General features: G+C 35.1%; 20 protein-coding genes. 11 read left to right on the forward strand and 9 right to left on the reverse strand.

Features of this window, described 5'->3' with window-relative positions; genetic code table 11:
- Window positions 1–100: 100 nt before the first annotated feature.
- Both HHU12_RS17590 and HHU12_RS17595 read right to left on the reverse strand, forming a co-directional pair.
- Entirely contained in the window at window positions 101–799 is a 699-nt protein-coding gene (locus tag HHU12_RS17590) for an MORN repeat-containing protein (protein ID WP_169658051.1), read from the reverse strand.
- A gap of 93 nt (window positions 800–892) precedes the next feature.
- A complete protein-coding gene (locus tag HHU12_RS17595; RefSeq protein ID WP_169658052.1) occupies window positions 893–2,113 on the reverse strand; it encodes a DUF445 domain-containing protein in 1,221 nt (406 codons plus the stop codon).
- A 234-nt stretch (window positions 2,114–2,347) separates the two neighbouring features.
- On the opposite strand from HHU12_RS17595, the gene HHU12_RS17600 reads away from it, so the two are divergent.
- Together HHU12_RS17600 and HHU12_RS17605 are read left to right on the forward strand one after the other, a co-directional pair.
- On the forward strand, window positions 2,348–3,994 hold the full coding sequence (locus HHU12_RS17600; RefSeq protein WP_169658053.1) for a GMC oxidoreductase: 1,647 nt from the start codon (window positions 2,348–2,350) through the stop codon (window positions 3,992–3,994).
- Between the two features lie 124 nt (window positions 3,995–4,118).
- A complete protein-coding gene (locus HHU12_RS17605; RefSeq protein ID WP_169658054.1) occupies window positions 4,119–6,179 on the forward strand; it encodes a hypothetical protein in 2,061 nt (686 codons plus the stop codon).
- 77 nt (window positions 6,180–6,256) lie between these two features.
- Here the strand turns inward: HHU12_RS17605 and deoD are convergent, their stop codons facing one another.
- From deoD to HHU12_RS17625, 4 genes are all read right to left on the reverse strand, one after another.
- Window positions 6,257–6,967, reverse strand: coding sequence for a purine-nucleoside phosphorylase (gene deoD, locus HHU12_RS17610; protein WP_169658055.1), 711 nt, complete (start codon window positions 6,965–6,967; stop codon window positions 6,257–6,259).
- Window positions 6,968–6,986: 19 nt separating this feature from the next.
- Window positions 6,987–8,132 (reverse strand): phosphopentomutase, encoded by a 1,146-nt coding sequence (locus HHU12_RS17615; protein ID WP_169658056.1) that lies wholly within the window; start codon window positions 8,130–8,132, stop codon window positions 6,987–6,989.
- 18 nt (window positions 8,133–8,150) lie between these two features.
- Window positions 8,151–8,816 (reverse strand): deoxyribose-phosphate aldolase, encoded by a 666-nt coding sequence (deoC, locus tag HHU12_RS17620; protein WP_169658057.1) that lies wholly within the window; start codon window positions 8,814–8,816, stop codon window positions 8,151–8,153.
- A 259-nt stretch (window positions 8,817–9,075) separates the two neighbouring features.
- Window positions 9,076–10,380 carry a thymidine phosphorylase gene (locus HHU12_RS17625; RefSeq protein ID WP_169658058.1) on the reverse strand — a complete coding sequence of 435 codons (1,305 nt, stop codon included), beginning with the start codon at window positions 10,378–10,380 and terminating at the stop codon, window positions 9,076–9,078.
- A 67-nt stretch (window positions 10,381–10,447) separates the two neighbouring features.
- Between HHU12_RS17625 and HHU12_RS35050 the strand changes: the two genes are divergently transcribed.
- The 5 genes from HHU12_RS35050 to HHU12_RS17650 all read left to right on the forward strand — a co-directional run bounded on the left by HHU12_RS35050 (window position 10,448) and on the right by HHU12_RS17650 (window position 16,834).
- Window positions 10,448–12,442: a peptidylprolyl isomerase gene (locus tag HHU12_RS35050; RefSeq protein WP_205959917.1), complete on the forward strand. Its 1,995-nt coding sequence runs from the start codon at window positions 10,448–10,450 to the stop codon at window positions 12,440–12,442.
- A gap of 63 nt (window positions 12,443–12,505) precedes the next feature.
- Entirely contained in the window at window positions 12,506–13,921 is a 1,416-nt protein-coding gene (locus HHU12_RS17635) for an SPOR domain-containing protein (protein ID WP_169658059.1), read from the forward strand.
- A 2-nt stretch (window positions 13,922–13,923) separates the two neighbouring features.
- Window positions 13,924–14,976 carry an o-succinylbenzoate synthase gene (locus HHU12_RS17640; RefSeq protein WP_169658060.1) on the forward strand — a complete coding sequence of 351 codons (1,053 nt, stop codon included), beginning with the start codon at window positions 13,924–13,926 and terminating at the stop codon, window positions 14,974–14,976.
- Between the two features lie 179 nt (window positions 14,977–15,155).
- A complete protein-coding gene (locus HHU12_RS17645) occupies window positions 15,156–15,905 on the forward strand; it encodes a hypothetical protein (RefSeq protein WP_169658061.1) in 750 nt (249 codons plus the stop codon).
- A gap of 188 nt (window positions 15,906–16,093) precedes the next feature.
- On the forward strand, window positions 16,094–16,834 hold the full coding sequence (locus HHU12_RS17650) for a hypothetical protein (protein WP_169658062.1): 741 nt from the start codon (window positions 16,094–16,096) through the stop codon (window positions 16,832–16,834).
- Between the two features lie 74 nt (window positions 16,835–16,908).
- Here the strand turns inward: HHU12_RS17650 and HHU12_RS17655 are convergent, their stop codons facing one another.
- A complete protein-coding gene (locus tag HHU12_RS17655) occupies window positions 16,909–18,297 on the reverse strand; it encodes a peptide MFS transporter (protein WP_169658063.1) in 1,389 nt (462 codons plus the stop codon).
- Between the two features lie 241 nt (window positions 18,298–18,538).
- Here HHU12_RS17655 and floA point away from each other — a divergent pair, with 241 nt between their 5' ends.
- The gene (floA, locus tag HHU12_RS17660) at window positions 18,539–19,552 is read left to right on the forward strand and encodes a flotillin-like protein FloA (protein WP_169658064.1); all 1,014 of its coding nucleotides are present in this window, start codon (window positions 18,539–18,541) and stop codon (window positions 19,550–19,552) included.
- Between the two features lie 340 nt (window positions 19,553–19,892).
- On the opposite strand, the gene pafA is transcribed toward floA, so the two are convergent.
- Entirely contained in the window at window positions 19,893–21,560 is a 1,668-nt protein-coding gene (gene pafA, locus HHU12_RS17665; protein ID WP_169658065.1) for an alkaline phosphatase PafA, read from the reverse strand.
- 130 nt (window positions 21,561–21,690) lie between these two features.
- A complete protein-coding gene (locus HHU12_RS17670; RefSeq protein ID WP_169658066.1) occupies window positions 21,691–22,665 on the reverse strand; it encodes a GSCFA domain-containing protein in 975 nt (324 codons plus the stop codon).
- Window positions 22,666–22,775: 110 nt separating this feature from the next.
- Between HHU12_RS17670 and HHU12_RS17675 the strand changes: the two genes are divergently transcribed.
- From HHU12_RS17675 to HHU12_RS17685, 3 genes are all read left to right on the forward strand, one after another.
- Window positions 22,776–23,729 (forward strand): transketolase family protein, encoded by a 954-nt coding sequence (locus HHU12_RS17675; RefSeq protein ID WP_169658067.1) that lies wholly within the window; start codon window positions 22,776–22,778, stop codon window positions 23,727–23,729.
- A gap of 330 nt (window positions 23,730–24,059) precedes the next feature.
- Window positions 24,060–26,009 (forward strand): tetratricopeptide repeat protein, encoded by a 1,950-nt coding sequence (locus HHU12_RS17680; RefSeq protein WP_169658068.1) that lies wholly within the window; start codon window positions 24,060–24,062, stop codon window positions 26,007–26,009.
- Window positions 26,010–26,153: 144 nt separating this feature from the next.
- Complete coding sequence (locus HHU12_RS17685) at window positions 26,154–26,483, forward strand: hypothetical protein (protein ID WP_169658069.1); 330 nt, start codon at window positions 26,154–26,156, stop codon at window positions 26,481–26,483.
- The last annotated feature ends 43 nt before the right edge of the window (window positions 26,484–26,526 follow it).

Consider the following 26,526-nt stretch of genomic DNA (forward strand, 5'->3'; position numbering starts at 1 on the left):
GGCACAATGGCGTGTGAATTTTTGGCACAATATGAGTGAAATGGGTGGCACAACGGCGAACGGTGTATCCACCACCTGTCTTTTTTTGATTGTAGAGGAATTACAATGCCTCACCTGTACTTTGTGATGTTTTGATTTTCTTCTTTTCAAAAACTTTATTCAATTCTCCATTGACCCAATACCCAACAACCACCGTATCAGCAGTAGTCAGTATACCCTTTCCATTTCGAAGGTCTTTTTTGAAGGAGCCATTAAATACATCACCATTGACATAGTGTATGGTACCTAATCCTCTTTTCTTACCTTTTTTGAATTCTCCAGTGTAGATATCTCCATTCTTATAGGTATAAACACCGTTTCCTTCTGCTTTACCATCGTTAAACTCACCTTGATAGTGGTCACCGTTGGTATAGTCAAATTGTCCTTTACCTAGAATAGCATCTTGATGAAAATGACCTTCATAGCGGTTGCCATTAGCCCATAACATCACACCTTCACCATGTAAAGCATTGGATTGGAAGTCGCCAAAATAAATTGTTCCGTCAGCCCAAGTTAGTTTTCCTTTTCCGTCAAAATTGCCTTGTAGAAACTCACCGTTATATACATTTTTGGCAAAAGTAAAAGTTCCTTTACCGTTAGGATAGCCATTGGTCCAATGACCTTCGTAAGTATCTTGATTTTTGTAAATCATTTTTCCATCTCCATTTTCACAGTCACCTGTGATACATTGGGCATTTAGATTTAACGAGATGGAAAGCAGTGCATTTATAACGAATAATGTTCGTAAGTATATCATCATAACCTATTTATAATGCACAATTATAACCATATTTTACAATATCTCTATATAATAATTGTAATTAATGAATATAATGTAATGATTTTCAAAGAATTACTGAAAAAGGAGGATATATTGAGAAATTCCAGCACAACCACCCAAAAGGGCACCAACAACAATCAGAATCCATTCATCTTCCTGAAAGGCAGGGCGTAAAAGTCCTTCAAAATCATCATAAGGAAGTTCTTCAATTTTTTTCTGAATATTGTTTTTAAGGTCAAAAACACGGTCTGCATAGGGGAATGCATCTCTCAGGCAAATATGAAATTCTGCCATAAAAGTAAAATGAGCGATGTTTTTAATGATGTTAAGGTGTTTGTCAGTGATCTCTTTATCAGCAAATTTGGAAACAAACTCATGCACTTCTTCATAAGCTTCATCTACCACTTGTCCGATTCTGTTTTTGAAAATGTCAGAAAGAATTTTCTTACCTGTATTTTGAAGTGCATACCTGAACAGTCTTTCGGTGGTTAAGATTTCAGAAGTGATCAATGTAGCATATTCTTCAGCCACAGTGACTTGTCTTTTTAGGAAAAGTCCTTGGAATCGCATGCCTAGAAAATAAATAGGCTCTTTGGGTTCAAAAATTAATTTAAGTGCAAGCCAGTTTGTAGCATAACCAACTAGAAGTCCAAAACAAGGGAGTAGCCACCAAGGGTTATAAAAGTAAGCCACAACCATCTGTACCAAACCAAATAGAAATCCGAAGTAAAGGCCTGATCTTTCAATAAACTTGAATTCATCTTTACCACACTTCATAAAAATGGTATTCAACAAAGCAGGGCGAGAAGCAACCGTGTCCAATGTTAGTTTTTTGAGATCAAGCATCTCTCTGATGTTGGCTCCCATATCAATAAGCACATTTTCAGTAGCTTTAGGAATTCTTTGTTCAATATTTTCATAGATTTTTCCTTTGATCACATCAGGTACTTTTTCCCATATATAAGGAATCTCTGACTGCATCACCAAATCAACCGTTTTCTTTGAAACCGCATTAATTGAATCTTTCATTTCAATGTTTACCACATCAGGATCCAGCATTGCAAACTGTTCCTCAATTTTAATCAATTTTGCGGTCAATAGATCCACTGATTTAGAAGCAATTTTGGTGGATTTGGCAGGGATAATACCTTGCCACCCAAAAGGTTTGACTCCCATAAACTTAATGGGGTAGAACATCATTTTGATTGCCGCCCAGTTTGTAAACCAACCTACAAAGCCACTAATAAAAGGGATGGAGATATATAGAAAAAAGTCGTTTAGTGTTAGATCCATATCACAAAAATAAAAAAAACTTTGAAAGATAGATTTTTATAAAGTCGGATTTCTATAAGTGAACAAAATTAAATATATTCAATAATTCAAATGAAGAATTATTCAGTCATTAATGATTAAAATCCAATTCTGACTGTAAAATTGAATAAACAAAGTAGAAAACAAACAGTTTATCAGATAGTTACTTTGAATTATTCTAAGAGACCAAACACATAAAAGTACCAATAAAACACTATGGAAAATAAAATATATGATTATATAGTAATAGGTTCCGGCTTCGGGGGAAGTGTCTCAGCCATGCGTTTGGCAGAGAAGGGATATAGTGTATTAGTGATTGAAAAAGGGAAGAGGCTTGAAGTAAAGAAGTTACCCAAAACTGATTGGAATATCAGACGTTTTTTGTGGGCACCAATTCTAAAGTGTTTTGGACCTCAAAGCCTTACTTTCTTTAAAGAAGTTTTTATTCTTGGAGGAGTTGGTGTTGGTGGAGGAAGCAATGTTTATGGTAACACCCATATGTATCCTCAAGATCACTTTTTTCAAAATAAAGCGTGGAGTCATTTGGATAAGGATTGGAAAGCAACATTGAAACCCTTTTATGATAAAGCAAAATTTATGTTGGGGACTATTCCTTTTAAGGACCTGCATGAAGAAGATTTTATTTTGAAAGAAATCGCCCAAGATATGGGGCAAGAAGCTTCATTTGGAGGAGTGAATGTTGGGGTATATTATGAAGGAGAAAATGGAGTAGATCCATATTTTAAAGGGTTGGGGCCAAAGCGTGATGCTTGTCAGAAATGTGCCGGTTGTATGCTGGGCTGTCAATTCAATTCTAAAAACACATTAGAGAAAAATTATTTATTCTTTGCAGAGAAATTTGGAGCTGAAATACTTCCAGAAACAAAAGTAACGGGTATTGAGAAAATCAATGAAGAGTATTTCGTAAGCGTTGAAAATAGTACGTCCATTTTTACAAAAAACAAAAGGACGCTCAAAGCAAAAGGAGTTGTGGTAAGTGCGGGGGTGATTGGTACTATGAAATTACTTTTGAAAGAAAAATACGAAACCGGCAAACTCAAAAAGATCTCTAATCGATTAGGTTTTAATATAAGAACAAACTCAGAGATGCTTTGTGGTATTTCCAATGCGGATAGAAAACTGAATAACAGTATCGCCATTAGTTCTTACTTTAATCCTGATGAGAACACACATATCGAAGTAGTGAAATACAATACGGATTCAGGTGCAATGGGCCGTATGTCCGCTTTAGCAACAGGCCCTGCCAGAACAGGTGTAAGGTTTGCGAAGTTGATCGGTAATATTGCCACAAAACCCATTCAGTTTTTGAAAAGTACTTTTAAGATCAGAAAATGGGGACGAAGCTCTTTGATTTTACTTGTGATGCAGTCTTTGGAAGAAAGTATGACCTTGAAATGGTCGAAAGGGCTGTTTGGAGGAAAACTAAAATTTGACCCCAAAAACAGTTTTGCCGTTCCTGCCTATATTGATGTTGGACAAAAAGTGATGCATCGTTATGCGGAAAAGGTAAGCGGTATACCATTAAATGCAGGTTCTGAAATTCTATTAAACACCCCCATGACTGCTCATATATTAGGTGGTTGTAATATGGGAAAAGATGCGGAAGAAGGAGTAGTCAATGAAAAATTTGAGGTACACAATTACCCCAATCTCTATGTTCTTGATGGCTCTATTATTCCTTGTAATTTGGGAGTGAACCCAAGTTTGACGATTACTTCTTTAAGCGAGTATGCAATGTCACATATTCCGGAGAAAGAAGGGAATAGAAATGTTTCTTTGGAGGAGCAGATGAGAGCTATTGTGAGTGCTAAAACACAGGATAGTACACAGATATTAAAATAAGCACCTCATTTTTGTTGAAATTATTATTACTCGTTAGCTATTAAATAACTTATATTTACATCAGCAAGGTAGTGTGTTTTTTAGTATCACTACCATTCGTAAACTATTGTTATTTGTAGACTTTATGCGTAATTTTTTACTTTTCACTGTTGTCATTTTTTTAGGCAATATAATTTCATCATTTGCTCAAGTTGAAGTTGGTTACGGTGTAGATGATCAAGGCTTTCCGCTTGACGGGTACTCTAACCCATTTAAACCTATCCATTCTAATACATTGAATTTGCCCAAACCAAAGAAATATCTTAAGGGTATACCAAGTGAATATATAAGAGGAAGTATTACTTCATTAGAAGGGAAACGTTACGAAGGCCATTTAATGATTGGAAAGAAAGAAGTACATTACAGAGATAAACCTAGTGTAGAGTTTTCAATTTTTTCCAGTAAAGAGATAAAACATATCAATGTTGCTCTAGATTCATTTATTGTGGTGGATAAAAAGATTGTGAATCATATCATAAAATACGATTCATTGGAGTTTGCAGAGTATCATCAAGTAGCTCAAAATGGGCATGTTATTCAAAAAATTTATGTGAAGACACCAACAAAAGATTGGGAAGAAATAGACTTGGAGAATGTAAACAGCAGAGAAAAAATATTAAATGCTTCTAGCTTCAGTGAGAATGAATTTAAAGATGTTATAAAAAGTAAAACCTGTAACGATTTCAGAATAGGAAAAGTAGTTTACCTTGATAATACAAAAGAAAACATCTATTACAAATACAATGAAGTATTGATGTATTCAAATAATTTGAAGAAATATCCATCACAACTAAAACCGAATAAGGTAAAGTATTTTGTGAGTGATACTGATTCTGTTATAAGTATTCATGGATATATCGAGGACCAAAAGAAGCTTTCTAAAAAGGTACTTGCCAAAATAAAATTCATCAATTCCGATGGAACAATAATAGCAGAGACAGTCTCTAAAAAAAATCCAGATTTGCTAGTTCTGCAGAAAGGTGAAAAGGATTGGAAGAAAATTTCAGAAAAGACATTTGAAAGAGAATATCTAAAAAATGATACAAAGAAATACTTCAGAACAGATAATGATAATTTAAATGTTTTGAGTGAAGTTTCAACCATTGATGAATTCTTCAATTATTTAGAATTAAGAAAAATCACAGATTCTAAGTTATCTGGTGAAAAACTTTATTTCAATAAATCATGGCTAAGGGTAGATCATGAAACAGCTTATATCGGAAAGGTGACAGATCTTACGAGTACAACTTATTCCATATCTTATTATGATCATGGAGATAAAGTTGCAGACGTGACTTATGAAAGAAATGCAACTCTTTTCGGTGTAAAAACAGGTCAATTAAAGTTGTATCAAAAAGGTCATCTTTTTTATGAGTCAACTTTTTCAAAGGAAAACAAACTGATAGATGTGAAGGTTTATTATCCAAATTCTCATCAAGAATTTTATTCATACACTATCACAAAAGAGGAAAATAAAGATGATGAGGAAGGTGATAAAAAAGTATATTTTCAGACTTTTTATAGAGAAGATGGAACGGAAGAGAAGTTGGTCAATAATACTATCAGTTTCAAAGACCCTCAGTCCGATGCGAATTATACTTTTTCGTTTATGGGGAAAACCTTTAAACAAGTAATAAGAAGCTCAAGTAATGAAGATGTTACCTATCTGTTTTCATCTAAGTTTAATGAATTGGAAAGCAATACTGCTAAAGAAAAATTAAAGAAAGCTTTAAAGAAAAAATTTTCTTTCGAAGGGCTAGAAGAATCATTACTTAAGCAGATTTCAGGATCACTTTATTTAACCTTTTCAGTCTCAGAAAAAGGAAAATTGGAAGACGTTAAATATAAAGGGAATGTCAATGAGGATTTTGATGAGGTATTTGAAAATAATTTGTCTTTATTATTGAAAATGAAATTGCCAGCCATATCAGAAGATGGTATAAAGAGACTGAAGACCGAATATCATTTTACATTAATATTTGAAGCTTGTCAATTGAACAGAAGTAAGACTTATCGACAGGTGCATATGGATAAAGGTCATGACGATTACTTATTATTCAATCATCAAATGATGAATAAAGAACGGACACGCCTGAAGAATCAAAGTATGATGAATCAAATGTATATGATGAATTCAACTTTCTAATATTGAAGTTCAAAATAAAAAAAAGAGGTAAAAGCCATTCAACTTTTACCTCTTTTTAGTTTTATAAAAAACGCTTCTTATAAACCATCAATTGCAGTTTCTAAAGCGATCTCCATCATATCTGTGAATGTATTTTGGCGATCTTCAGAACTTAATTCTTCACCTGTCACTAAGCTATCACTTACAGTAAGGATAGTTAAAGCATGAGCGTTGAATTGAGCGGCGATAGTGTAAAGTGCAGTTGTTTCCATTTCAACAGCTAAAACACCGTATTTAGCCCATTTTTTCCACTCATCAGCATCATCACCATAGAAAGTGTCTGATGATAAAACGTTTCCGTTGAATGGAGTGATGCCTTTTTCTTTTGCGATTTGATTGGCTTTTGCAATCATATCAAAGTCAGCGGCAGGAGAGTAGTCTTTACCACCGAAACGGTTTTGGTTGAAAGAAGAATCAGTAGAGGCAGACATCGCAAATACTAAATCTCTTGGCTTGATGTGCGGTTGCATTGAACCACAGCTACCTACACGGATTAATTTTCTAACACCAAATTCAGTCACTAATTCGTGAGCGTAGATACCGATAGAAGGGATACCCATACCTGAACCTTGAACTGAAATCTTATGACCTTTGTAAGTACCTGTGTAACCCAACATTCCACGAACGTTGTTGTATTGAACAGGGTTTTCTAAGTAGTTTTCAGCGATGAATTTTGCACGAAGCGGATCGCCAGGCATTAAAACTACTTCTGCTATATCTCCGGGTTTTGCACCAATATGAATACTCATTTTTTTCTAATTTTTTCGATTATAAAATCATTGAAGCGAAACTACCGTTTGCTGTAGTTTCTCCTAGTAAAACATCCTCAATTGTAGTTCCGATATCTGCGAAAGTAGAGCGGAAACCAATATTGACAGGTTTTACTTTTTTACCATAGATAAGAATTGGAATATGTTCTCTCGTATGATCTGTTCCTTTGAAAATAGGATCGTTACCATGATCTGCAGTGATGATCAATAAGTCGTTATCATTCATTGCTGCAGTGATTTCAGGTAATCGCTGATCAAAGTATTCCAAGGCGTCTCTATAGCCAATCAGATCTCTTCTGTGCCCGAAAAGCATATCAAAATCCACAAGGTTAGTGAAGATTAAACCTTCATTGTCTTGCTTAAGGAACTCGATTGTTTTATCAATTCCTTCTGCATTACTTTTTGTGTAAGTGTGTTCTGTAAAACCTTTACCTGCATAGATATCAAAGATTTTACCTACACCAATACTGTCTTTTCCGGCCGCTTTAATTCTTGTAAGCATGTTATCAGCAGGCTCCAAAGAATAATCATGACGGTTTGAAGTACGTTGGTAATCTCCATTGCTTCCTACAAAAGGTCTAGCAATAACACGTCCTACGCCCAATTGCTCACGAGCAATCTCACAGTATTTATAAAGGTCTTCCAAAGGAACAACCTCTTCATGTGCGGCAATTTGGAATACAGAATCTGCTGATGTATAAATAATCAGTTTTCCTGTAGCTACATGCTCATCACCCAATTCATTGATGATGGCAGTTCCTGAAGCCACTTTATTTCCGATAGTCCCTTTACCCGTTGCTTTTTCAAATGCTTCCATGATATCAGCAGGGAAACCATTGGGATAAGTAGGGAAAGGCTCTGTTAAAATCTGTCCTGCAATTTCCCAGTGACCTGTAGTGGTATCTTTTCCATGAGAAACTTCCTTGGCTTTTCCATAAGCAGCAGAAGTTGTTCCCATTGGAGGAAGACCATACAAAGGAGCAATGTTACCAAGTCCCATTTCATGCATATTTGGAATATCCAAACCAGCACTGTCAGCAATGTGACCTAACGTGTTTGCTCCTCTATCACCGTATTCGTCGGCATCGGCACTGAAACCAATACCTACACTATCTAAAACGATTAAGGCAACTCTTTTTACCATAGTAATAGTAGTTATTTTCTAGTAGCTGCCTTCGTCGGCAGTACCACCTGAGATAATTTTAATTCCGCTAGATGTACCCAAACGAGTTACACCCATGTCGATATATTTTTGAGCAGTTTCATAATCACGAACACCACCAGAAGCTTTCAATTGAGCTTTACCAGCTACAGCGTCTTTCATGATTTGAATGTCTTCGTAAGTTGCTCCACCTGTTCCAAAACCAGTAGAAGTTTTCACGAAGTCAGCGTTAGCATTGATAGAAAGTTTAGAAGCTTCAGCAATTTGCTCTTTTGATAAGTAACAAGTCTCAATGATTACTTTAAGAACTCTATCACCAACTACTTTCTTTAATTCGCTAATTTCATTTTGAACATACTCATGATCACCGTCCAACATTCTACCAACGTTGATGACCATATCTATTTCGTCAGCACCGTTTTCGATGGCTGTTTTTGTTTCAAAAATTTTAGATGCAGTATCCATTTGACCTAATGGAAAACCGACAACAGAACATACCGCCACATCAGAACCCTCAGTTTCTTTTTTAGCTAACGGTACATAACCAGAATTAACACAAACAGAGAAAAAGTTATGTTCCTTTGCTTCTTTACAAAGTTGAACAATTTGGGCATTAGTAGCGTTTGCCGCTAGCAATGTATGATCAATATATTTTGCAATACTCATAGGATTTTTTTTAGTGTTTATATGCAATTCAAGTACTAGGACAGTAGTAAACAGTAAATTCTATAAAATCATTTTTGTTCTAGTACCCAAACTTCGCAAGTTAATAATATGGTTCTATTATTTATGGTAGTTGAATTTATAATTCTGATTGTTTTATACTTATTAAGAATCTTAATTAATATAATCCAATAAGATGTATTCAAAAGTCAAAATTAAGTAGTTATACAATTAAAATCGAAAATTTTAATTGTATAACTACTTATTGAATATCAAGAATGATATTAGGCTTTTGAATTGATTCTGAAGAGAACTTATAAGCGCTTTCCAGCAACTCATTAGCCTCAGATAGTTTTTGATTCTCTTCTCTATAATAAAGTGTAGCTAGAGTATCTCCTTCGAAGACTTGATCACCAATTTTCTTATTTAAAACAATGCCTACAGCATGATCAATTTTGTCTTCTTTGGTTTCCCTTCCTGCTCCTAACATCATAGCGGCAATACCTACTTTCTCAGCCATAAGTTCAGAAATACATCCTGTCTCTTTCGCTTTTAATTCCAATTGATGAGGAGCTGAAAGGAATTTTTCTGGATTTTCAATATAAGAAGCATCGCCACCGCAGTCAGCCACAAAATCTCTTAATACATTGACTGCCTCGCCTGTTTTCAATTTAGCTTCAGCAAGTGCAATTCCTTCTTCTACTGTCTTTACATCACCTTTTTGAACTAATGCAATACCTGTAATAGTAGTGATTAATACTTCAAAATCTTTTGGCCCTTCACCTTTTAGAGATTGAACGGCTTCATAGATTTCAAGGCCATTTCCAACAGCATTTCCCAGAGGTTGTTCCATGCCACTAAGTACCACTTTCACAGTTCTGCCAAACATTTCGCCAATATTTTTCATAATATTAGCTAATTTTTGAGCGTCCTCAAGCGTTTTCATAAAAGCACCGTCACCGACTTTCACATCAAGGATAATACCGTCACTTCTCACTGCTAATTTTTTACTCATAATACTAGAAGCGATCAAAGGAAAACTGCTCACAGTACCAGTTACATCACGCAATGCATACAGTTTTTTATCCAAAGGCACAATGTTATCAGTTTGTCCCATAATACCGACACCTGTGTGTTCAATCGTCTTTACCATCGCTTCTTCGGAGTCAGGAAAGGTAAAACCAGGGATAGAATCAAATTTATCCAACGTACCTCCTGTGTGTCCCAAACCTTTACCAGACATTTTTGCAGTACCAATGCCGAAAGTAGCTAAAAGAGGAGCTAATGCAATAGAAGTTTTATCTCCAACACCACCTGTACTGTGTTTGTCGATAAGGAATTTTGTAACACCCTCTAAATCTATAAGTTGACCAGAGTCTCTCATAGTTTTGGTTAGGGTTTTAAGTTCTCCCTCAGAAAGGCCATTCAAATACACCGCCATCAAGAATGCGGACATTTGGTAATCAGTTACTTTCCCTTCCAAATAGTTAGATAGAAAATCCTGTAGTTCTTGATCAGATAAGAGAATTCCATCTCTTTTTTTAATGATGATATCTACTGCTCTCATGTAAATCTTATTTTGATATCAAACTTTATTTTGGTTAATTTTATAGTAATAAATTGATTCAACGTATATGACAAAGCCAATATTACTTTTTCACTTAATTGTATTTAATCTTACAATTTTAAGTTGTACACAAAATGAGAACCTTCAGGAAGAAAAAATAATTCACTTTGATAATAAGTTTGAAGATAAGCAAATTAGGGCAATTTATGATTTGAGAGATCAAAGAAATGCCGGTGAATTGATAAAATTACTTCCTCAAGCAGATAATTCATATAAAATAGAAATTCTAACAGCATTAGGCTCTGTTCAGGATACTTTAGCACTGGAGTCTTGCAAAGAGATTATTTTAGGTGAATATCCTTTGGAAGTGAAATTAGCGGCTGATTTTGCAATTGGACAAATCGGAGATCCAAGGTTAAATGATTTGCTGATTGATTTGATTATCAACTATCAAGATAAGAGTAGAGGACTGGAAATTCTCTTTGAAACACTGGGGGAATGTGCCGATGAAAGAGCGGTGATAGTGATGTCCCACTTCAATACCAACGATGATCAGGTAAAGAGGGGAATCGTGAAGGGCTTGTATAGAGCCTTGACAAGAAAAGGAATTCAGTCTTATGATGCGGCAGAGCAGGTGATGCGAATTTTTACTTCTACAAAAGATGTTGAAACCAGAGAGTGGTGCAGTGCATTTTTTACAAGAATGGACTCTAAACAAATGGTGGAGACTTTCAATTCTAATATTTTCAATCAGGCAAGAAGAGATTCTTCCGCTTTGGTAAGGGCTAATTTTACGCAAGCTATTGGTGTATTCTCTAAAGGAAACGGAAGTGCGACCGCTTTAAAGAAAATTTTACAACATGAAAAAGATCCAACTGTTTTAGTCAATGCAATTCTTGCCACTAAAAAAGTGAAATATAATGGAGTAGTGGAAGAAACAATTCCTTTTTTAAAACATGAAAATGCACGAGTATCATCATGTGCAGCAAAGGTGTTGTATGGGAAATTAGGATGGAAAAATTCTGCTGAGGTATATAAAATGATACCTAATATTGAAAATAAAAACACAAGGGCTTTGACACTTAAAGCGGTGTTGAATGAGAGAAATAAGCAGAAAAATATTTTTGAGTATACCAAAGGACTTTTCGAAAATAGTAATTCAGTATATGAAAGGTGCCTATTGTTAGATGCCATGAGCGAATCTTCTTTAGGAGAGAAACTGGTATATGAGACTTGGGTGAATGCTAAAGAAAAACCTTTGCAGACGAAGGCTATCGAATTACTTATGGGTAATTATGAAGGGAAAAAGCATCTCAAAAAAGCAGAGTCAGCTCAACTGAAGGAAGTTCTGACGGATGCTTTAAGAACAAAAGATGTCGGACAGCTGTATGCTATAAGTTTATTTATGCAACAAAATGTAGATAAGCTCAGTGCTTCTTTTCCTCCTGTAGCTCTCATCGATAGTGTGAAAAAGAGTTTACAGCTTCCATTACAAGTGGAAGGATATATTGAGCTAGAAAAAACGATTGCCAAAATTCAGGGTTATGAATACAAAGCATCAAGTATTCCAAAAAATAATGTTGGTGTTAACTGGAATGCTATTCAAAATATCAGACAAGATCAGGAAGCAGTTATTACAACCTCTAAAGGTGAAATTACTATTCAATTGAAAGTGGAAGAAGCACCGGCCACAGTAGCCATGTTTGTAGATTTGATTGAAAAGAAATTTTATGATAGTCTTTATTTCCATCGTGTTGTTCCAAATTTTGTTGTTCAAGGCGGTGATCCAAGAGGAGACGGTTTTGGTGGGTTGGAAACTACCATTCCATCAGAATTTACATTTTTAAAGTACAAAGTAGGTTCGTTGGGTATTGCATCAGCAGGTAAAGACACCGAATCATGTCAGTTTTTTATGACAGAAATGGCTACGCATCATTTGGATGGCAGATATACAATTTTTGCTGAAATTAAAAATGGCATAAATGTGATGAAAGCCTTAGAGTATGGAGATCAGATTGTTAAGGTAGAGTTGAAAAAAGATAATCTCGCAGAGGTACAATAAATTCCGTGAAAAATGATAAATTTACATAACGTGTATATATTCTATTAGATAATTTACAAGCAGATGATATTTAGGTTTACAAATTTTTTAATTCTACTAGCATGCAGTTTTATTTTTTTCAGCTGTAGTGTAGAGCAATTTGATGAGGAAAAACCCTTCTCTATCAAAATCTCTTCCTTCAGAGAATATGACGACGCTGAAAGAGCCTTTGAGAGAATTGAAGATCTTGGCATTAAACCGTATATGATCTCACATGTTAGTGGAGAGAACGGAAAGTGGTACCATATTATGGCAGGAGCAGAAAGATCGTTAGAAGATGTTCTGTCCTTGAAAATGACGATAGAAGATGACTTAAGGTTAACAGGCCTTGAAATTCAGAATTATAATAAAATCTCTAAACAGCTGTACCCTGTTGATGATGATGATGATTTGGAAAATTATCCTGTTACATGGCCTAGCTTGGATTTGATCTCGCAGTTGCCTTTTTCATCAAATCATATTCTTACAGATGTAAAATCTTTACATTACTATAAAGATATTAGCCACAGACAAAACAAAATAAGCAAGAATATTTCCTTTGATTTTCCTCGTGGCCTTTCGGTAAGAATGTTCAGTAAAAATGTGGAGGAAATTGCAGAAGCACGTTATTTTGATCCTGTATACAAAGAAGAAGTGGTCGTACACATTATCAAGCTTCATGAGAAAAATAACTTGGGTGAGGATGTCTCTAAAATGATTGCGGAGAAAATCATGAATTCCAAAAAATACAACGTAAAGAAAATGGATTTTCATGAAAGCAATAATAACTGGGGAATGAAAGGGTATGCCGTTACGATTGACCCTAAAGGCCTTAAATCTTACTTAGTGCAGGAAAGTGCATCAGGTCTATTGATCGCTTTATTTCAATCCACCAATAATGATATCAACCTTTTAAAAAGCTTAGCTTCCAGAATCGGTGATGATAAATCGATTGAAGATTATCATTCAATTGGAAGGATTTTAGGAGCATTACCTGATAATGTAGGTTCAACAGAACGTTTGGTAGCTTTTAATTTTGAAACCAAGAAAAGCTTGAGAGGTAAAACGGCTCTTTTAGAGGTAAAAGAAACGAATGCTGATTTCCTCTTTAATGATTCTGCAAAAGGAACAATTGTTTATCAATTTGAAAACTTTAATGATCAAGCGGTAACCGATCGAATTTTCAAAAAGAGATATTCCACTTATATCAATGATAGTAAGGTGGAAAAACTCTTAGTAGGAAGTCGTGATGCTTTTATTTATAAAATCAGAAGACGTAATCCTGAAACTAGACGTATTGCCTACATGGCAGAATCTATCATTTTCCAAAATGACCGTTTAATCGGCAAAGTTTCAAACTACCGAGATGGATTGTATTCTGATGCGGAATTAATCCATAAGCTTTCATCATTACGTTTGGGTGATGATTTTCAATTGAGTGAACCTAATAATGTTCTTTAAGAATGTTGAGATTTGAATATACCAAAAGGGAATTAAGATTTAATTTTCCTGCAAAAACATCAAGAGGATCTATTGCTACAAAGGATTGTTTCTTGGTGAAAGTCTTTCATAAAGAACAGCCTGAAGTAATCGGGTGGGGAGAGTGTAATATCCTGAAAGGATTAAGTATTGATGCTTTTGACGATTATGAAGAGCGTTTGCAATCGGTCTTAAACTTATGTAATACTTCATTGGTAACGCTTGAAAACCTCAGCGAATTTGTAGACCTAGAAAAATACCCAAGTATTTATTTTGGATTAGAGACTGCTTTGCTAGATCTTCAGAATGGAGGAAATAAAGTGATTTATCAAAATAGTTTTATTGAAGGTACTCCAATTCCTATCAACGGTTTAGTTTGGATGGGAGACAAGGCTTTTATGAAAGAGCAAATTGATAAAAAACTTCAGTTGGGTTTTGATTGTATCAAGATTAAAGTCGGAGCACTAAATTTCCAAGATGAATTGGACCTCCTAACCTACATAAGAAAGGAGTTTTCAGCTGATAAAATTACCTTGAGAGTTGATGCAAATGGAGCCTTCAAAGTAGAGGAGGCTTTAGAGAAATTAAAGCGTTTATCTGAGTTTGATTTACATTCCATTGAACAGCCAATTTGGGCAGGGCAAGTGGAAGAGATGAAAGCACTTTGTGAGAAGACACCAATCCCAATAGCCTTGGATGAAGAATTGATTGGTGTTAAAAAAGAGGCTCAGTTTGAGTTATTAAAAACCATACAGCCTCAGTATATTATTTTAAAACCAGCATTGGTTGGTGGATTAGAAGCGTCTAAGCAATGGATCAGCTACGCTGAACAGTTGGGTATTCCTTGGTGGATGACATCAGCTTTAGAAGCGAATATTGGACTGAATGCCATCGCACAGTTTACAGCAAATTATATCATAGATAAACCTCACGGCCTTGGAACAGGTCAGCTTTACCATAATAATTACCCATCACCGCTTACAGTGAGTGACGGAACTCTCTTTTATGATCATGAAAAAGAGTGGGAATTAGATTAAAAGAGTGACAGTCAGTTAAAAATCAATATATAGAATGACATTTTATTACATCAATAAGTAGTTCAACCGGTTTCTTCCTCCGGTTCTTTACCTTGCATTTATAAAAAATTATTTGCTTGCTCACTGCTATTCATAAATCTCTTTTACTCAGACTAGCAGTTACTTAACCATGTATTGAAATGTTTTATTCGAAATTGTTCCTGATGGTCTTATTGATTTTAGGAACGAAACCACTCATTGCACAAAGCTTTTCATCAGCAAAAGAACTTAAAAGGTATTATAAAGAAAACTGTAATCAGTTTCATAATCCAGAAGAGGGCTGGAATGACGCTTGGATTATATTGCCTGATGAAAGAGAATTTGTTACTGATCTGGAAGGCGAAGTAGTTGAGGCTAAGGTCTTTGTTGATCATGGTGAAATAAAGCATGTTTTTTATCAAGGAAACAGTTATCATGAGGGTGTTTATTCTACAGGTCCCATAAAAAAAGGGAAAGGAGCCTTTCAAAAAGTAATCCTCGATATTAATGATGATCTTACAGAAGTATTTACAGCCTACACACATGACGTTATTTTTAAAGTTGATAATTCCTCTACAGCATCTCCTCTAAAAATTGTCGATACAATAGGTGAAGCCACTTTTTTCTCTTCAGAAAATAAAATTGAAAAACATGGCTTTTATGTTTTTGTTGAAAATCATGAGACACAACATTATGATTTTATAGGATACCTCAACGATAGGTGTGATAACGCCAGCGCTTGTACTTCTGATAACAGCTTGAACTTTTTAATGAAAGAAGGTAATTATGAAATAATAGCAGTGAAAGACAAAATACAGGTAAACCGTCAGATGCCTATTCAGAAAATTTCTATAACTATTGATAGGGAATATTCTAAAATTGTGGAGTTATCTACCATAAAAAATAATTAGAGGGTGTAGAGCCTGTTAAGAGAAGGATGTTATTTGTATTGTGATTGTCATAATTCGAATAACATCCTTTCTTTTTTTGAAAAAGTCAAAATTTCAACAACTTCTTACAAGCGTAATATACCTACGAAACTTGATTCTTTGATTTATCTTGAAATAGTGACATTTGTAGAAACCTAATTTTACTCAAAATGTATTACTCAAGAATTTCACTACTCATAGCCCTTATCATAGGGGCCGTGCAATTAAATGCTCAAGATTTCACTTCAAAAAAAGAACTGAAAAAATACTACAAAGAAAATAGTGCAAACTTGCCAAGCCCAGAACAGGGATGGCATGAGGCGTGGGTCATTATGCCTTCAGAATCTGAGTTTGAAACAGATTTAGAAGGTGAGGTGGTCAATGCAAGTATCTTTATGAAAGATGGAGAAATTTTGAAAGTCTTTTATAAAGATTACCACTATGCACAAACCGTATATGCCAATGGTTCAGTGAAAAATGGCAAAGCTGTTTATCAGAAAGTTATTTTGGATATTAATAATAATGTGACAGAGGTATTTACGGCTTATAATCACACTGTAATTTTCAAGAAAAATAACAACAAAAAGACACCTTTAGTAGACAACGAAGAAGTGGGAAAAGTCTCATTTTACAGTTCGGCTAAGAAAGTTGAAAAGCAAGGCTTTTTCGTTTTTGTGAGAAATGAGAAAACAAGAACGTATGATTTTATGGGCTACTTAAATAAAAAATGTAGTGAGGTCAAAGAATGTAATGAAGAAAATGGATTACATTTCTACATCAAGTCTGGAAATTATGAGATGCTAGCCGTTCAGAATAAAATACAATTTAATCGTCATATGCCAATCAATACTTATAATGTGATGATAGAGGATGAAGGACAGAAAATGCAGGAGATTGTAGCGAAGAAATAATAAAATCAGAAGATAAAAAAAAGGAGCTATTTTTTATTTTGGAAATAGCTCCTTTTCTATTTTAGATGGAATGATTATTTGATTCCATGCATCATTTTTTCGATTTGCTTATGTAAAACAAACAGTAATGCACTTGTAGCACCTGTAATGATTACAAACAACATAAAGAAAGAATATAAAGTATCGATCTCATAGATACCCAAGAATGTTTTTGTTACACCTGGTTCAGGGATATATCTTGTGAAGAAGCCTGCCGCGTAGTTACCACCTACTGATGAAAGGAAGAATACCGCCATCATGATAGAAGCAAACTTAGCAGGAGCCAATTTGTTTACTACTGATAAACCTACTGGAGATAATGCTAACTCACCACAAGTATGTAAGAAATACATACCGATCAACCAGAACATAGAAACTTTTTCGTCTGCTGCTACACCATCAACACCCATAGCGATCACTAAGTAGCCAATTGCAACTAAACCTAGACCAAATACCATTTTCAAAGGAGAAGATGGTTCCATTTTCTTACTGCTTAAGAATTCCCAGATTTTAGCGAAAACCGGAGCGAAAATTACAATGAAGATAGGGTTGACAGATTGGAAATAAGAAGCTGGCATTAAGTAGCCAAAAATTTCTCTGTTAGTGTTTTTATCTGCAAAGATAGTTAAAGAAGCACCTGCTTGTTCGAAAGCAGCCCAGAATGCAATTACGAATGTTGTAATGATAAAGATAACTGCGATTCTATCTTTTTCAACTTTTGTTAAAGGCTCATCTTGACTTTTGATATCATTAGAAGAAGATGAATGACCTTTTACAGGCATACCAATTGGATTGCCTTCAGGGTCCACAATGTACTTGTCTTTTAAGAAATAAAAGATGATAGTACCGACTACCATACCAATACCTGCCGCTAAGAAACCGTATTTGAAATCAGCAGCAATACCCGTGTCACCTAAATAACCACAAACCAATGGAGCGATCAATGCACCAAGGTTGATACCCATATAGAAAATGGTAAAAGCGGAGTCAATTCTTTGGTCACCTTTTGGATAAAGTGAACCTACCATTGAGGAAATATTCGGTTTGAAGAAACCGTTACCAAAAATTAATAGCGCAAGTGCTGAGTACATGATTGGAATGGCAGTAGCTGTATTTTCATAGCTTGCAGCACTGAAGTACATCAAAAATTGAGCGATTGCCATCATAGTACCACCTACAATGATAGATCTTCTGTTACCCCAGAATCTATCAGCAATATAACCACCTAAAAGTGGAGTAGCATATACCAATGAAGTGTAAATACCATAAATGTTACCAGCATTCTCAGCTGATAATAGTAACGCTTTCGTCATGTAGAGGACGAAAATAGCTCTCATTCCATAGTAACTAAACCTTTCCCACATCTCAACTGTGAAAAGTAGATAAAGTCCTTTAGGGTGGCCTGTCGAAGTTGCCTTATTCACTATTATAAATTTTGGTTAGTAATAAAATTAAATTAGACGTAAAAAAATCTTCAATGGAAGTCGAAGTTTTAAAAACATATTAATCATTAAGTCTATTTTTTACGTTTAAATGTTTAATCCACAAATATGCAAAATATTCTAGAAAGAAAAAGTTGATATTTAGCATTAAAACACTCATTTTTTTGTGTTATCTTTCCAATAAGTATTAATTTTTTCATTTATAATAACATTATATAAATTAATGAGCTTAACTATTATCGTCGGATTTTTGGTTTTAGGGATTGCAGGATTTTTTACATTAATGTATTTTGTACCTGTAAACCTTTGGATCACAGCCATTTTCTCTGGAGTTAGAATTAGCTTAATCAGCTTGGTGACTATGAGAATTAGAAAAGTGCCTCCAAAGGTGATTGTAAATTCCCTAATTACTGCAACTAAAGCTGGTTTAGAATTAAGTACTGCAGATTTAGAAACACACTATTTAGCAGGTGGACACGTTCCTTCAGTGATCAAAGCATTAATTTCAGCCGACAAAGCCAATATCCCTTTATCATTCAAACAAGCTGCCGCTGTAGATTTAGCGGGTAGAGATGTATTTGAAGCGGTTCAGATTTCAGTGAACCCACAAGTGATCAATACACCAAATGTATCAGCCGTAGCACAAGACGGTATTCAATTGGTGGCTAAAGCCAGAGTTACTGTTCGTGCCAATATTTCTCAGTTGGTAGGTGGTGCAGGTGAAGAAACTATCTTAGCCAGAGTTGGTGAGGGTATTGTAACTTCAATCGGTTCATCATTATCACACAAAGAGGTATTAGAAAACCCTGACAAAATTTCAAGATTAGTATTGGAAAAAGGTCTGGATTCAGGTACTGCATTTGAAATTCTTTCCATTGATATTGCTGATGTTGACGTTGGAGATAACATCGGTGCGAAACTACAAATTGACCAAGCGGATGCTGACTTAAAAGTAGCAGAAGCGAAGGCGGAAGAAAGAAGAGCAATGGCCGTTGCGATTGAGCAAGAAATGAAAGCGAAAACACAACAGTCAAGAGCGAAGGTGATTGAAGCAGAAGCAGAGGTGCCATTGGCAATTGCTGAAGCATTTAGAAGTGGTAACCTTGGTATCATGGATTACTACAAGCTGAAAAATCTTCAAGCTGATACGACAATGAGAGACTCTATTGCTGAAGCAAGTAGAGACGATCAGATGCCTGAGAAAAAATCAGATGATGATGAGGAGGATGAATATTAATCTTTAATCCATCATTAATAAAATAATTAGGGCACAGAACTGAAATGGTTTTGTGCCTTTTTTGTATGCTTAAGTACAAATTCAAAATTATCTCATACTAATTCTATTTATTTTTGACTTTGTACTTAATTCCTCGAATTGTGGGGAGATTTATCATCAAGAAAAAATATTTAACACAGTTCCAACCGAACTACCTTAAGTAAGAACTACTTTCAAAACAACGTTTCCTTCATTCTTAAATCTACATCCATCATCCAAAAAAATATTGCTGTAAAAGAAAACCCCACAGCACTATATGTACTGTGAGGTTTCCTGTAAAAACTTATCAAACAACCTATATTTATTTCAATGGAATAAGGATAGGGTTTGAATAACAACCTGAAGGGTAATTCATATTTAAGAACGAACAGATTGTTGGTGCAATTTCAGTGATTGTATGAGGTGCGTGTGTCTCACCTGCTTTGATATCCCATCCGTAAAATAAAATAGGGACGTGCGTATCATATTTGTAAGGAGAGAAGTGTGTTGTACCTGTCGGGCCATAATCCACATAGTGTGATCTTAATACGCCAAATACATCTGGAGAAAATCTTGGGTTGAAGGCATTGTAGATTAAACCTTTGTACCCTTGAGAATATTCATTACGTTCCAAATCTTTACCTAGTAAAGCGTGAGCATACTGAGGCATTTCCATGAATGCTTCTGCAGTTGCTTTTTGTACTTCCTCTAAGTCAAGCCCTTTCTCTTTGATTAATTCTCTATTTAAGTAAAGCTGACCTGAGTAATTTGAAGCCACATACTTACCTTCTCCAAAACGAGCATTTAATGCTGCTTCAATGTGTTCTGTATCTTCTTTACTTTTGATATTTTTAGCCTCGAAATTCATTCTGTCACGCATAAATGCCGCATTTTGAGCACCAGCGTGATCAGCAGTAAGGAAAATTACATATTGACCTTTACCCACTTTTTCATCTAAATGCTTAATCAGATTTGCAATTTCTTGATCTAATTTGATATACATATCTTCTACTTCAATAGACTGAGGACCATAAGCATGACCAGCATAATCTGTAGAAGAATAACTTACTGCTAATAAATCAGTGAACTTATCCTGACCAATATTTTCATTGTCAATGATATTGATAGCCATCTCCGTCACGATGGTATTACCATAAGGTGTGCCTTTGATAATGTCGAATTTCTTACCCGATTTTGCTCTTACTCTGTCCGCTACAACTGCTTTTTTGATGCTGTATGGGAATGTAGGAGTACTTTTTCCAGGGAATAATGATTCATAAGGAGTGTCATCTTCTGTAGAAGCAGTATATTTTTCGATTGGTAATGAAAGCGTCCAATCTGATTTCATGTATTCATCAATAGGTCTCTTCTTTGCTTCATTCACAGCAGTAACCCATTCTGGCAATTGCTCTCTGTAAAAAGAAGAAGTGATCCAGTTACCGTTCTTTTCATCCAACCAGTAAGCAGCATCAGCTTTATGACCAGCAGGAAGAACCGCAGATCTATCTTTAATAGAAACAGCTACAACTTTAGATCTAAAATTACTTGCCCATTTCAATTCATCAGAAAGGTTAGTAACCGCTAATCGATAAGGAGATTTCTGACCATTCTTACTATCTGAACCTACAGTTTGGTATCTTTTATCGTCAACACAATACACTGTTTTACCCATTTCTCTATCCCAGAAATGATTGTTGACAATAGAGTGATAAGCAGGAGAAGTACCTGCATATACAGAAGCGTGTCCTGGGCCAGTAACAGTTGGAGCATAGTTGTATTGTCCATTTCTGACCGTATAACCATCATTGACTAATTTTTTGAAACCGTCTTCACCGAAATTATCCCAGTACCTTGAGATATAATCGTATTTCATCTGGTCTACAATAATTCCAATGACAGCTTTGGGTTTGTCCTCTGTAAATTGTGCGAATGTACTCAACGCACTCCCAACAGAAAGGACAGTAGTGACAAGTAATTTTTTAATGTTCATTTAATAGAATTCTTTAGAAATTATATTGGATTGTAGTCAACATGTCAGGTAGTATCAACATGTCATGTTAAATTCGTCTCAAAAAAGAGTACTATTTAAGGAATATAAAAATCTCAATTGTGAATTATCTTTAATTTATCCTTTGTTCAATTTCATTTATCAAATCCTTAACATTAATCTCTTTGATAGACTTAGAAATTTCTAATATTTTTTTAAGAAACTTCTGATGTGGTGTACTGTGAGAATTAAAAGGTTTATGATTCAAACCGCGGATCACTTTTTCCAGCTTTTGTCGAGTACTGTTGGTTTTTTCATCAATCAATGCATCATCAAAATAAGACCAAATGTAATCTTGAGCAAGGGTGGAGGGGTGAACAAGGTCATTGGTATAGAAACGATAATCTCTTAATTCGTCTAACATTATTTCATAGGCAGGGAAATAGAAACAGTTTTTGTATTGGGATGTAACCAAATGTGTGAAATACCTTAAGATGGATTTACTAAGACTATTATCCACTAACCCATTTCTGAAATGTCTTATCGGGGAGACTGTAAAAATGACTTTGCAGTTTTCTGGAAGTAAAGAATGAAGTGATTGGAAACTTTCCATCATTTGATTTACTTCCAGTAATTCTTGAGTAAATTGTGTGGAAGGAATTTTATGACAATTGGCTACTAATTGCTGACTTTCATTATACCTAAACACAAAAGAGGTCCCCAAAGTGATGATCAAAAAATCAACTTTCTTTAAAGTCTGAAAAGTGGATTGCTGAATACTTTGGATCTGATCCATAAGTTCTGCTTTGCTTGAAGCAGAAATATCTGAGTGAAAATTAAAATGTTTAAAGATTTCTTCATTTTCAATAATCAGGCTTTCATCAACACGGTTACCTTCAAAAGCATGGGTCAAATTCTCAAAAATACTGATAGGGTTGTAAAGTACTCCGTAAGGATTTATAGTAATATTGAACCTGTTTTCGAGCAGTCGCTTCCCAATATTTTGGGCGAAGCAAGAGCCGATACTTAAAATAGTACTATCAAAATTGATCTTTTCCTCAAAAATTAGAGGATTAATAGGGGTTCTGAACGTCTCATTATGCAACATTTTCACAATATACGCTTTTGTATCCGAAATAATTTTGTCTGATTAAAGACAAACCTTAGCTTTGTACTCGAATTTATTTGAAAGAATCATAAATCGCTTCAAACATTAAAATGAAGAAGTATACATACACAGAGAAAAAAGATACGCGCTCAGGATTTGGTGCGGGCTTACATGAGCTAGGAAAAACGAATGAGGATGTAGTAGCATTATGTGCTGACTTAACAGGTTCTCTAAAAATGGATGCATTCAAAAATGATTTCCCTGAGAGATTCTTTCAAATGGGTATCGCTGAGGCAAACATGATCAACGTAGCAGCAGGTATGACAATTGGTGGTAAAATTCCTTTCACAGGTACTTTCGCCAACTTCTCAACAAGCCGTGTTTACGATCAGATCCGTCAATCAATTGCTTACTCTGGAAAGAACGTAAAAATTGCCGCTTCTCACTCAGGTCTTACTTTAGGAGAAGATGGAGCAACTCACCAAGTTTTAGAAGACATTGGTATGATGAAAATGTTGCCTAACATGACTGTGATCAACACTTGTGATTACAATCAAACAAAAGCGGCAACAATCGCAGCAGCTAAACATGATGGTCCGGTTTACTTACGTTTCGGTCGTCCGTCTATCCCTGTTTTCATGCCGGAAGGTGAATTTGAAATCGGTAAAGCTGTTATGCTAAATGAAGGTACTGACGTTACAATCGTAGCAACAGGTCACTTAGTATGGGAAGCGATTCAAGCAGGTGAAAAATTAGCGGAAGAAGGTATTTCTGCTGAAATCATCAATATCCACACAATTAAGCCATTGGATGAAGAGGCAATCTTGAAGTCAGTAGGTAAAACAGGTTGTGTAGTAACTGCTGAAGAGCACCAAATTGCTGGTGGTTTAGGAGAAAGCGTTTCAGCTTGTCTTACTAGAAACCTATTAGCTCCACAAGAGTTTGTAGCAGTAAATGATACATTTGGTGAATCAGGTACTCCTGCACAGTTAATGGAAAAATATGGATTGACTGCTAATGATGTAGTTGCTGCCGCTAAGAAAGCAATTGCTAGAAAAGGTTAATCTTTTAAAAGAATAAAGGCAGATAGTTGGAGTTTCGCTCTATTCTATCTCTTCAAAGCCCAATATTAGTACTAATATTGGGCTTTTGTTTTGGAGTACTGTTATTTTATTTATTTTTAAGTACTCAATCAAAATCATTAGAATTTGATTGAGTAAATGATAAAGGTTGAACTACTTTTGTAGCACCTTGTCACTTTTATATATTTTAATTTTTTGATACTATCACTCTACATTCGAAAGTGTTGTGTCTTTAGGCTATACTAAATGAAAACTTTCTTTACTGTATTTTTATTTTTTACTTCAATATTATCGTTTTCATATCCCCAGACAGTGGACAAGATTCCTAAATTCGACAGTTTGCTAACTGTATTTGAAAGTAAGGAAACTTCGGACTCTGTGAGAATTGGGACTGCATTACAGTTGGCGTGGTTGTATCGTAATGTCTCGCCCGACAATGCTTATTTGTATGCGAAAATAGCAGAAGATCTTAGCAAACAGAATCAATTTGAAAAATTTGAAATCAGAGCAATCAGTTATGGAGGTATTGCTTTGAGAAATAGAGGCGAATATCAAAACGCGATGAACCTCTTTATGCAGGCACTTGAAAAATCCACTACAATTCAGTCGCTGGAAGATGAAGGGTACGCTCATATTAATATCGCGAGTGTCAATATCTATCAGAATAATTATAACGAAGCAATCATACACCTTGAATTAGCGGAAGTAATCAGTAAGCAGCTTAAGGATAAAAGAATGCTTGGGTATGTGCTGACTAATTATGGTAGGGTTTATTTCTCTACTGAGTTATTCAAAAAAGCAGTTGATAGTTTTAATGAGGCATTAGATTTAAGAAAAAGAGAAAATGACCTTTATGGTCAAATTGTGACTTACTCAGATATGGGTACTGTTTATGCCGAAACAGGACAGTACGAAGAAGCATTAAGGTATTTACAGCTTTCATTGGAACTCAATGAGAAAAATAATGAGGACGCTGATACAATGGTAGGGACTTTGATTGACATGGCCCGCATTTACAGAAATCAGGGCAATTATAATAAAGCAAAAGAACTGGCAGAAAAAGCGGCGAATATCTCTGTGAGAATAAGAGCGAAGCATATGGCTTTGAATGCTTTTTTAGAATTGAAAACTGTTGAAAGAGCCAAGGGTAGATATAAAAAAGCTTTGGAATACGATGATCTGATTGAAGCGTATAAAGATTCCATTTTTAATGAAGAGATACGTCTGAAATTGGCTGAGATCAATGTAAGATATTTGGTCGCACAAAGGGAGAAGGAAAACGAAATTTTAAAGAAAGACCAGAAAATCAATGAGATTATTATCGAGAGGCATACCATCATATTGTTTGGCTCTTTTGTATTGATTTTTGTGCTGTGTCTTTTTGTGTATTACTTATATAGAGAAAATAAGAACAAAAGAGTCATTAATCATACTTTGCATATTCAGAAATCTGAGTTGGAACTGCAATCTAAAGAGATCCACCGTATCAATGATTTACTTCAGGCAAAATCACAGGATATTATGGACAGTATTAATTATGCGAAGGGTATTCAGAAAGCTATTTTACCAAGCTGGGCTCATGTAAAAACATTCTTGCCGAACTCGTTTGTGTATTTCGAACCAAGGGATATTGTGTCTGGCGATTTCTATTGGTTTAAAAATATAGATAACTCAAAAGGAATTCTGATTGCAGCAGACTGTACTGGTCATGGCGTACCTGGAGGTTTTATGAGTATGGTAGGTGAGACTGCATTGGAATATATTGTAGATTCACAAAAAATATACTATCCCTCTCAGATCCTTGAAGAATTGCATGCACGCTTGTCTAGTATTTTAAGACAGAAAAAATCGGGGAATATGGATGGTATGGATGTGTCTGTTTGTTTGATAGACAACACAAACAATACTGTTCAGTACGCAGGTGCAGGGATGTCTATGACGATTGTAGATAATAATAAGCATCAAATTATAAAAGGAGCCTCAAGAGGTGTTGGCGGAGTATCTACATTCTCTACGTGCGAGACACATACGTTTGATTATACTCCTCAAAAAATGTTCTTTATTTACTCTGATGGATATGCTGATCAATTTGGAGGTCCAAAGGGTAAAAAACTGAAAAGCCCGAACTTCAGAAAAATATTAGAAGCTTGTTCAAGACTTCCAATAAAAGATCAGAAACAGTTTATGAAGACACAGTTCGAAAGCTGGAAACAGGATGAAGAACAAGTGGATGATGTGATGATCATTGGCTTTACAAAATAGATGAAGTCTATTGATTTGTAAACGATAGGCAATGTATGTCAATAATGATTAATACTGTAAAATGTTAAGAACAAAGGGTAGCGGATTACGTTTTTTTATTATGTAATATCACTTTACGAAAAGATAAATTAGACTCCTGCTACCATGAACATTCTTATCAAAAAAACAGTCCTATCAAAATTAAAAGATACATGTAGAATCTCTTTTGAATTTTTCATGCTGAAAGATGAAAAAGCATGGCTTCAACCATTATATAAAACAGAGAATTATGTTTGTTTAGATCAGGAGTCTGAAAGGCATTTAGAAAAAAGTGCTCAGTTATTCTCCAACTTTCTGAGTAAAGTATCTGATCAGGTAAGGTCAATGACTGAAGAAGAATTTTATGTACTCTTCGAAAGTATGTCTTCAATTTCTTCTGAAAAAGAGTTTATGGAAACATTGCAGGATGTTAGAACAAGCAATCGCGTAGCATAAGTACTAGGACAGGATAAAATATCCATTTTCTTTTTCCTAGTAC

Origin of the sequence: Flammeovirga aprica JL-4, from assembly GCF_012844305.1 — a bacterium.
Taxonomy (GTDB): Bacteria; Bacteroidota; Bacteroidia; order Cytophagales; family Flammeovirgaceae; genus Flammeovirga; species Flammeovirga aprica.

Coding starts and splice junctions, on each gene's coding strand:
- HHU12_RS17590 (WP_169658051.1), bottom strand. CDS start 799: ATGATGATATACTTACGAACATTATTCGTTATAAATGCACTGCTTTCC.
- HHU12_RS17595 (WP_169658052.1), bottom strand. CDS start 2,113: ATGGATCTAACACTAAACGACTTTTTTCTATATATCTCCATCCCTTTT.
- HHU12_RS17600 (WP_169658053.1), top strand. CDS start 2,348: ATGGAAAATAAAATATATGATTATATAGTAATAGGTTCCGGCTTCGGG.
- HHU12_RS17605 (WP_169658054.1), top strand. CDS start 4,119: ATGCGTAATTTTTTACTTTTCACTGTTGTCATTTTTTTAGGCAATATA.
- deoD (WP_169658055.1), bottom strand. CDS start 6,967: ATGAGTATTCATATTGGTGCAAAACCCGGAGATATAGCAGAAGTAGTT.
- HHU12_RS17615 (WP_169658056.1), bottom strand. CDS start 8,132: ATGGTAAAAAGAGTTGCCTTAATCGTTTTAGATAGTGTAGGTATTGGT.
- deoC (WP_169658057.1), bottom strand. CDS start 8,816: ATGAGTATTGCAAAATATATTGATCATACATTGCTAGCGGCAAACGCT.
- HHU12_RS17625 (WP_169658058.1), bottom strand. CDS start 10,380: ATGAGAGCAGTAGATATCATCATTAAAAAAAGAGATGGAATTCTCTTA.
- HHU12_RS35050 (WP_205959917.1), top strand. CDS start 10,448: ATGACAAAGCCAATATTACTTTTTCACTTAATTGTATTTAATCTTACA.
- HHU12_RS17635 (WP_169658059.1), top strand. CDS start 12,506: ATGATATTTAGGTTTACAAATTTTTTAATTCTACTAGCATGCAGTTTT.
- HHU12_RS17640 (WP_169658060.1), top strand. CDS start 13,924: ATGTTGAGATTTGAATATACCAAAAGGGAATTAAGATTTAATTTTCCT.
- HHU12_RS17645 (WP_169658061.1), top strand. CDS start 15,156: ATGTTTTATTCGAAATTGTTCCTGATGGTCTTATTGATTTTAGGAACG.
- HHU12_RS17650 (WP_169658062.1), top strand. CDS start 16,094: ATGTATTACTCAAGAATTTCACTACTCATAGCCCTTATCATAGGGGCC.
- floA (WP_169658064.1), top strand. CDS start 18,539: ATGAGCTTAACTATTATCGTCGGATTTTTGGTTTTAGGGATTGCAGGA.
- pafA (WP_169658065.1), bottom strand. CDS start 21,560: ATGAACATTAAAAAATTACTTGTCACTACTGTCCTTTCTGTTGGGAGT.
- HHU12_RS17670 (WP_169658066.1), bottom strand. CDS start 22,665: ATGTTGCATAATGAGACGTTCAGAACCCCTATTAATCCTCTAATTTTT.
- HHU12_RS17675 (WP_169658067.1), top strand. CDS start 22,776: ATGAAGAAGTATACATACACAGAGAAAAAAGATACGCGCTCAGGATTT.
- HHU12_RS17685 (WP_169658069.1), top strand. CDS start 26,154: ATGAACATTCTTATCAAAAAAACAGTCCTATCAAAATTAAAAGATACA.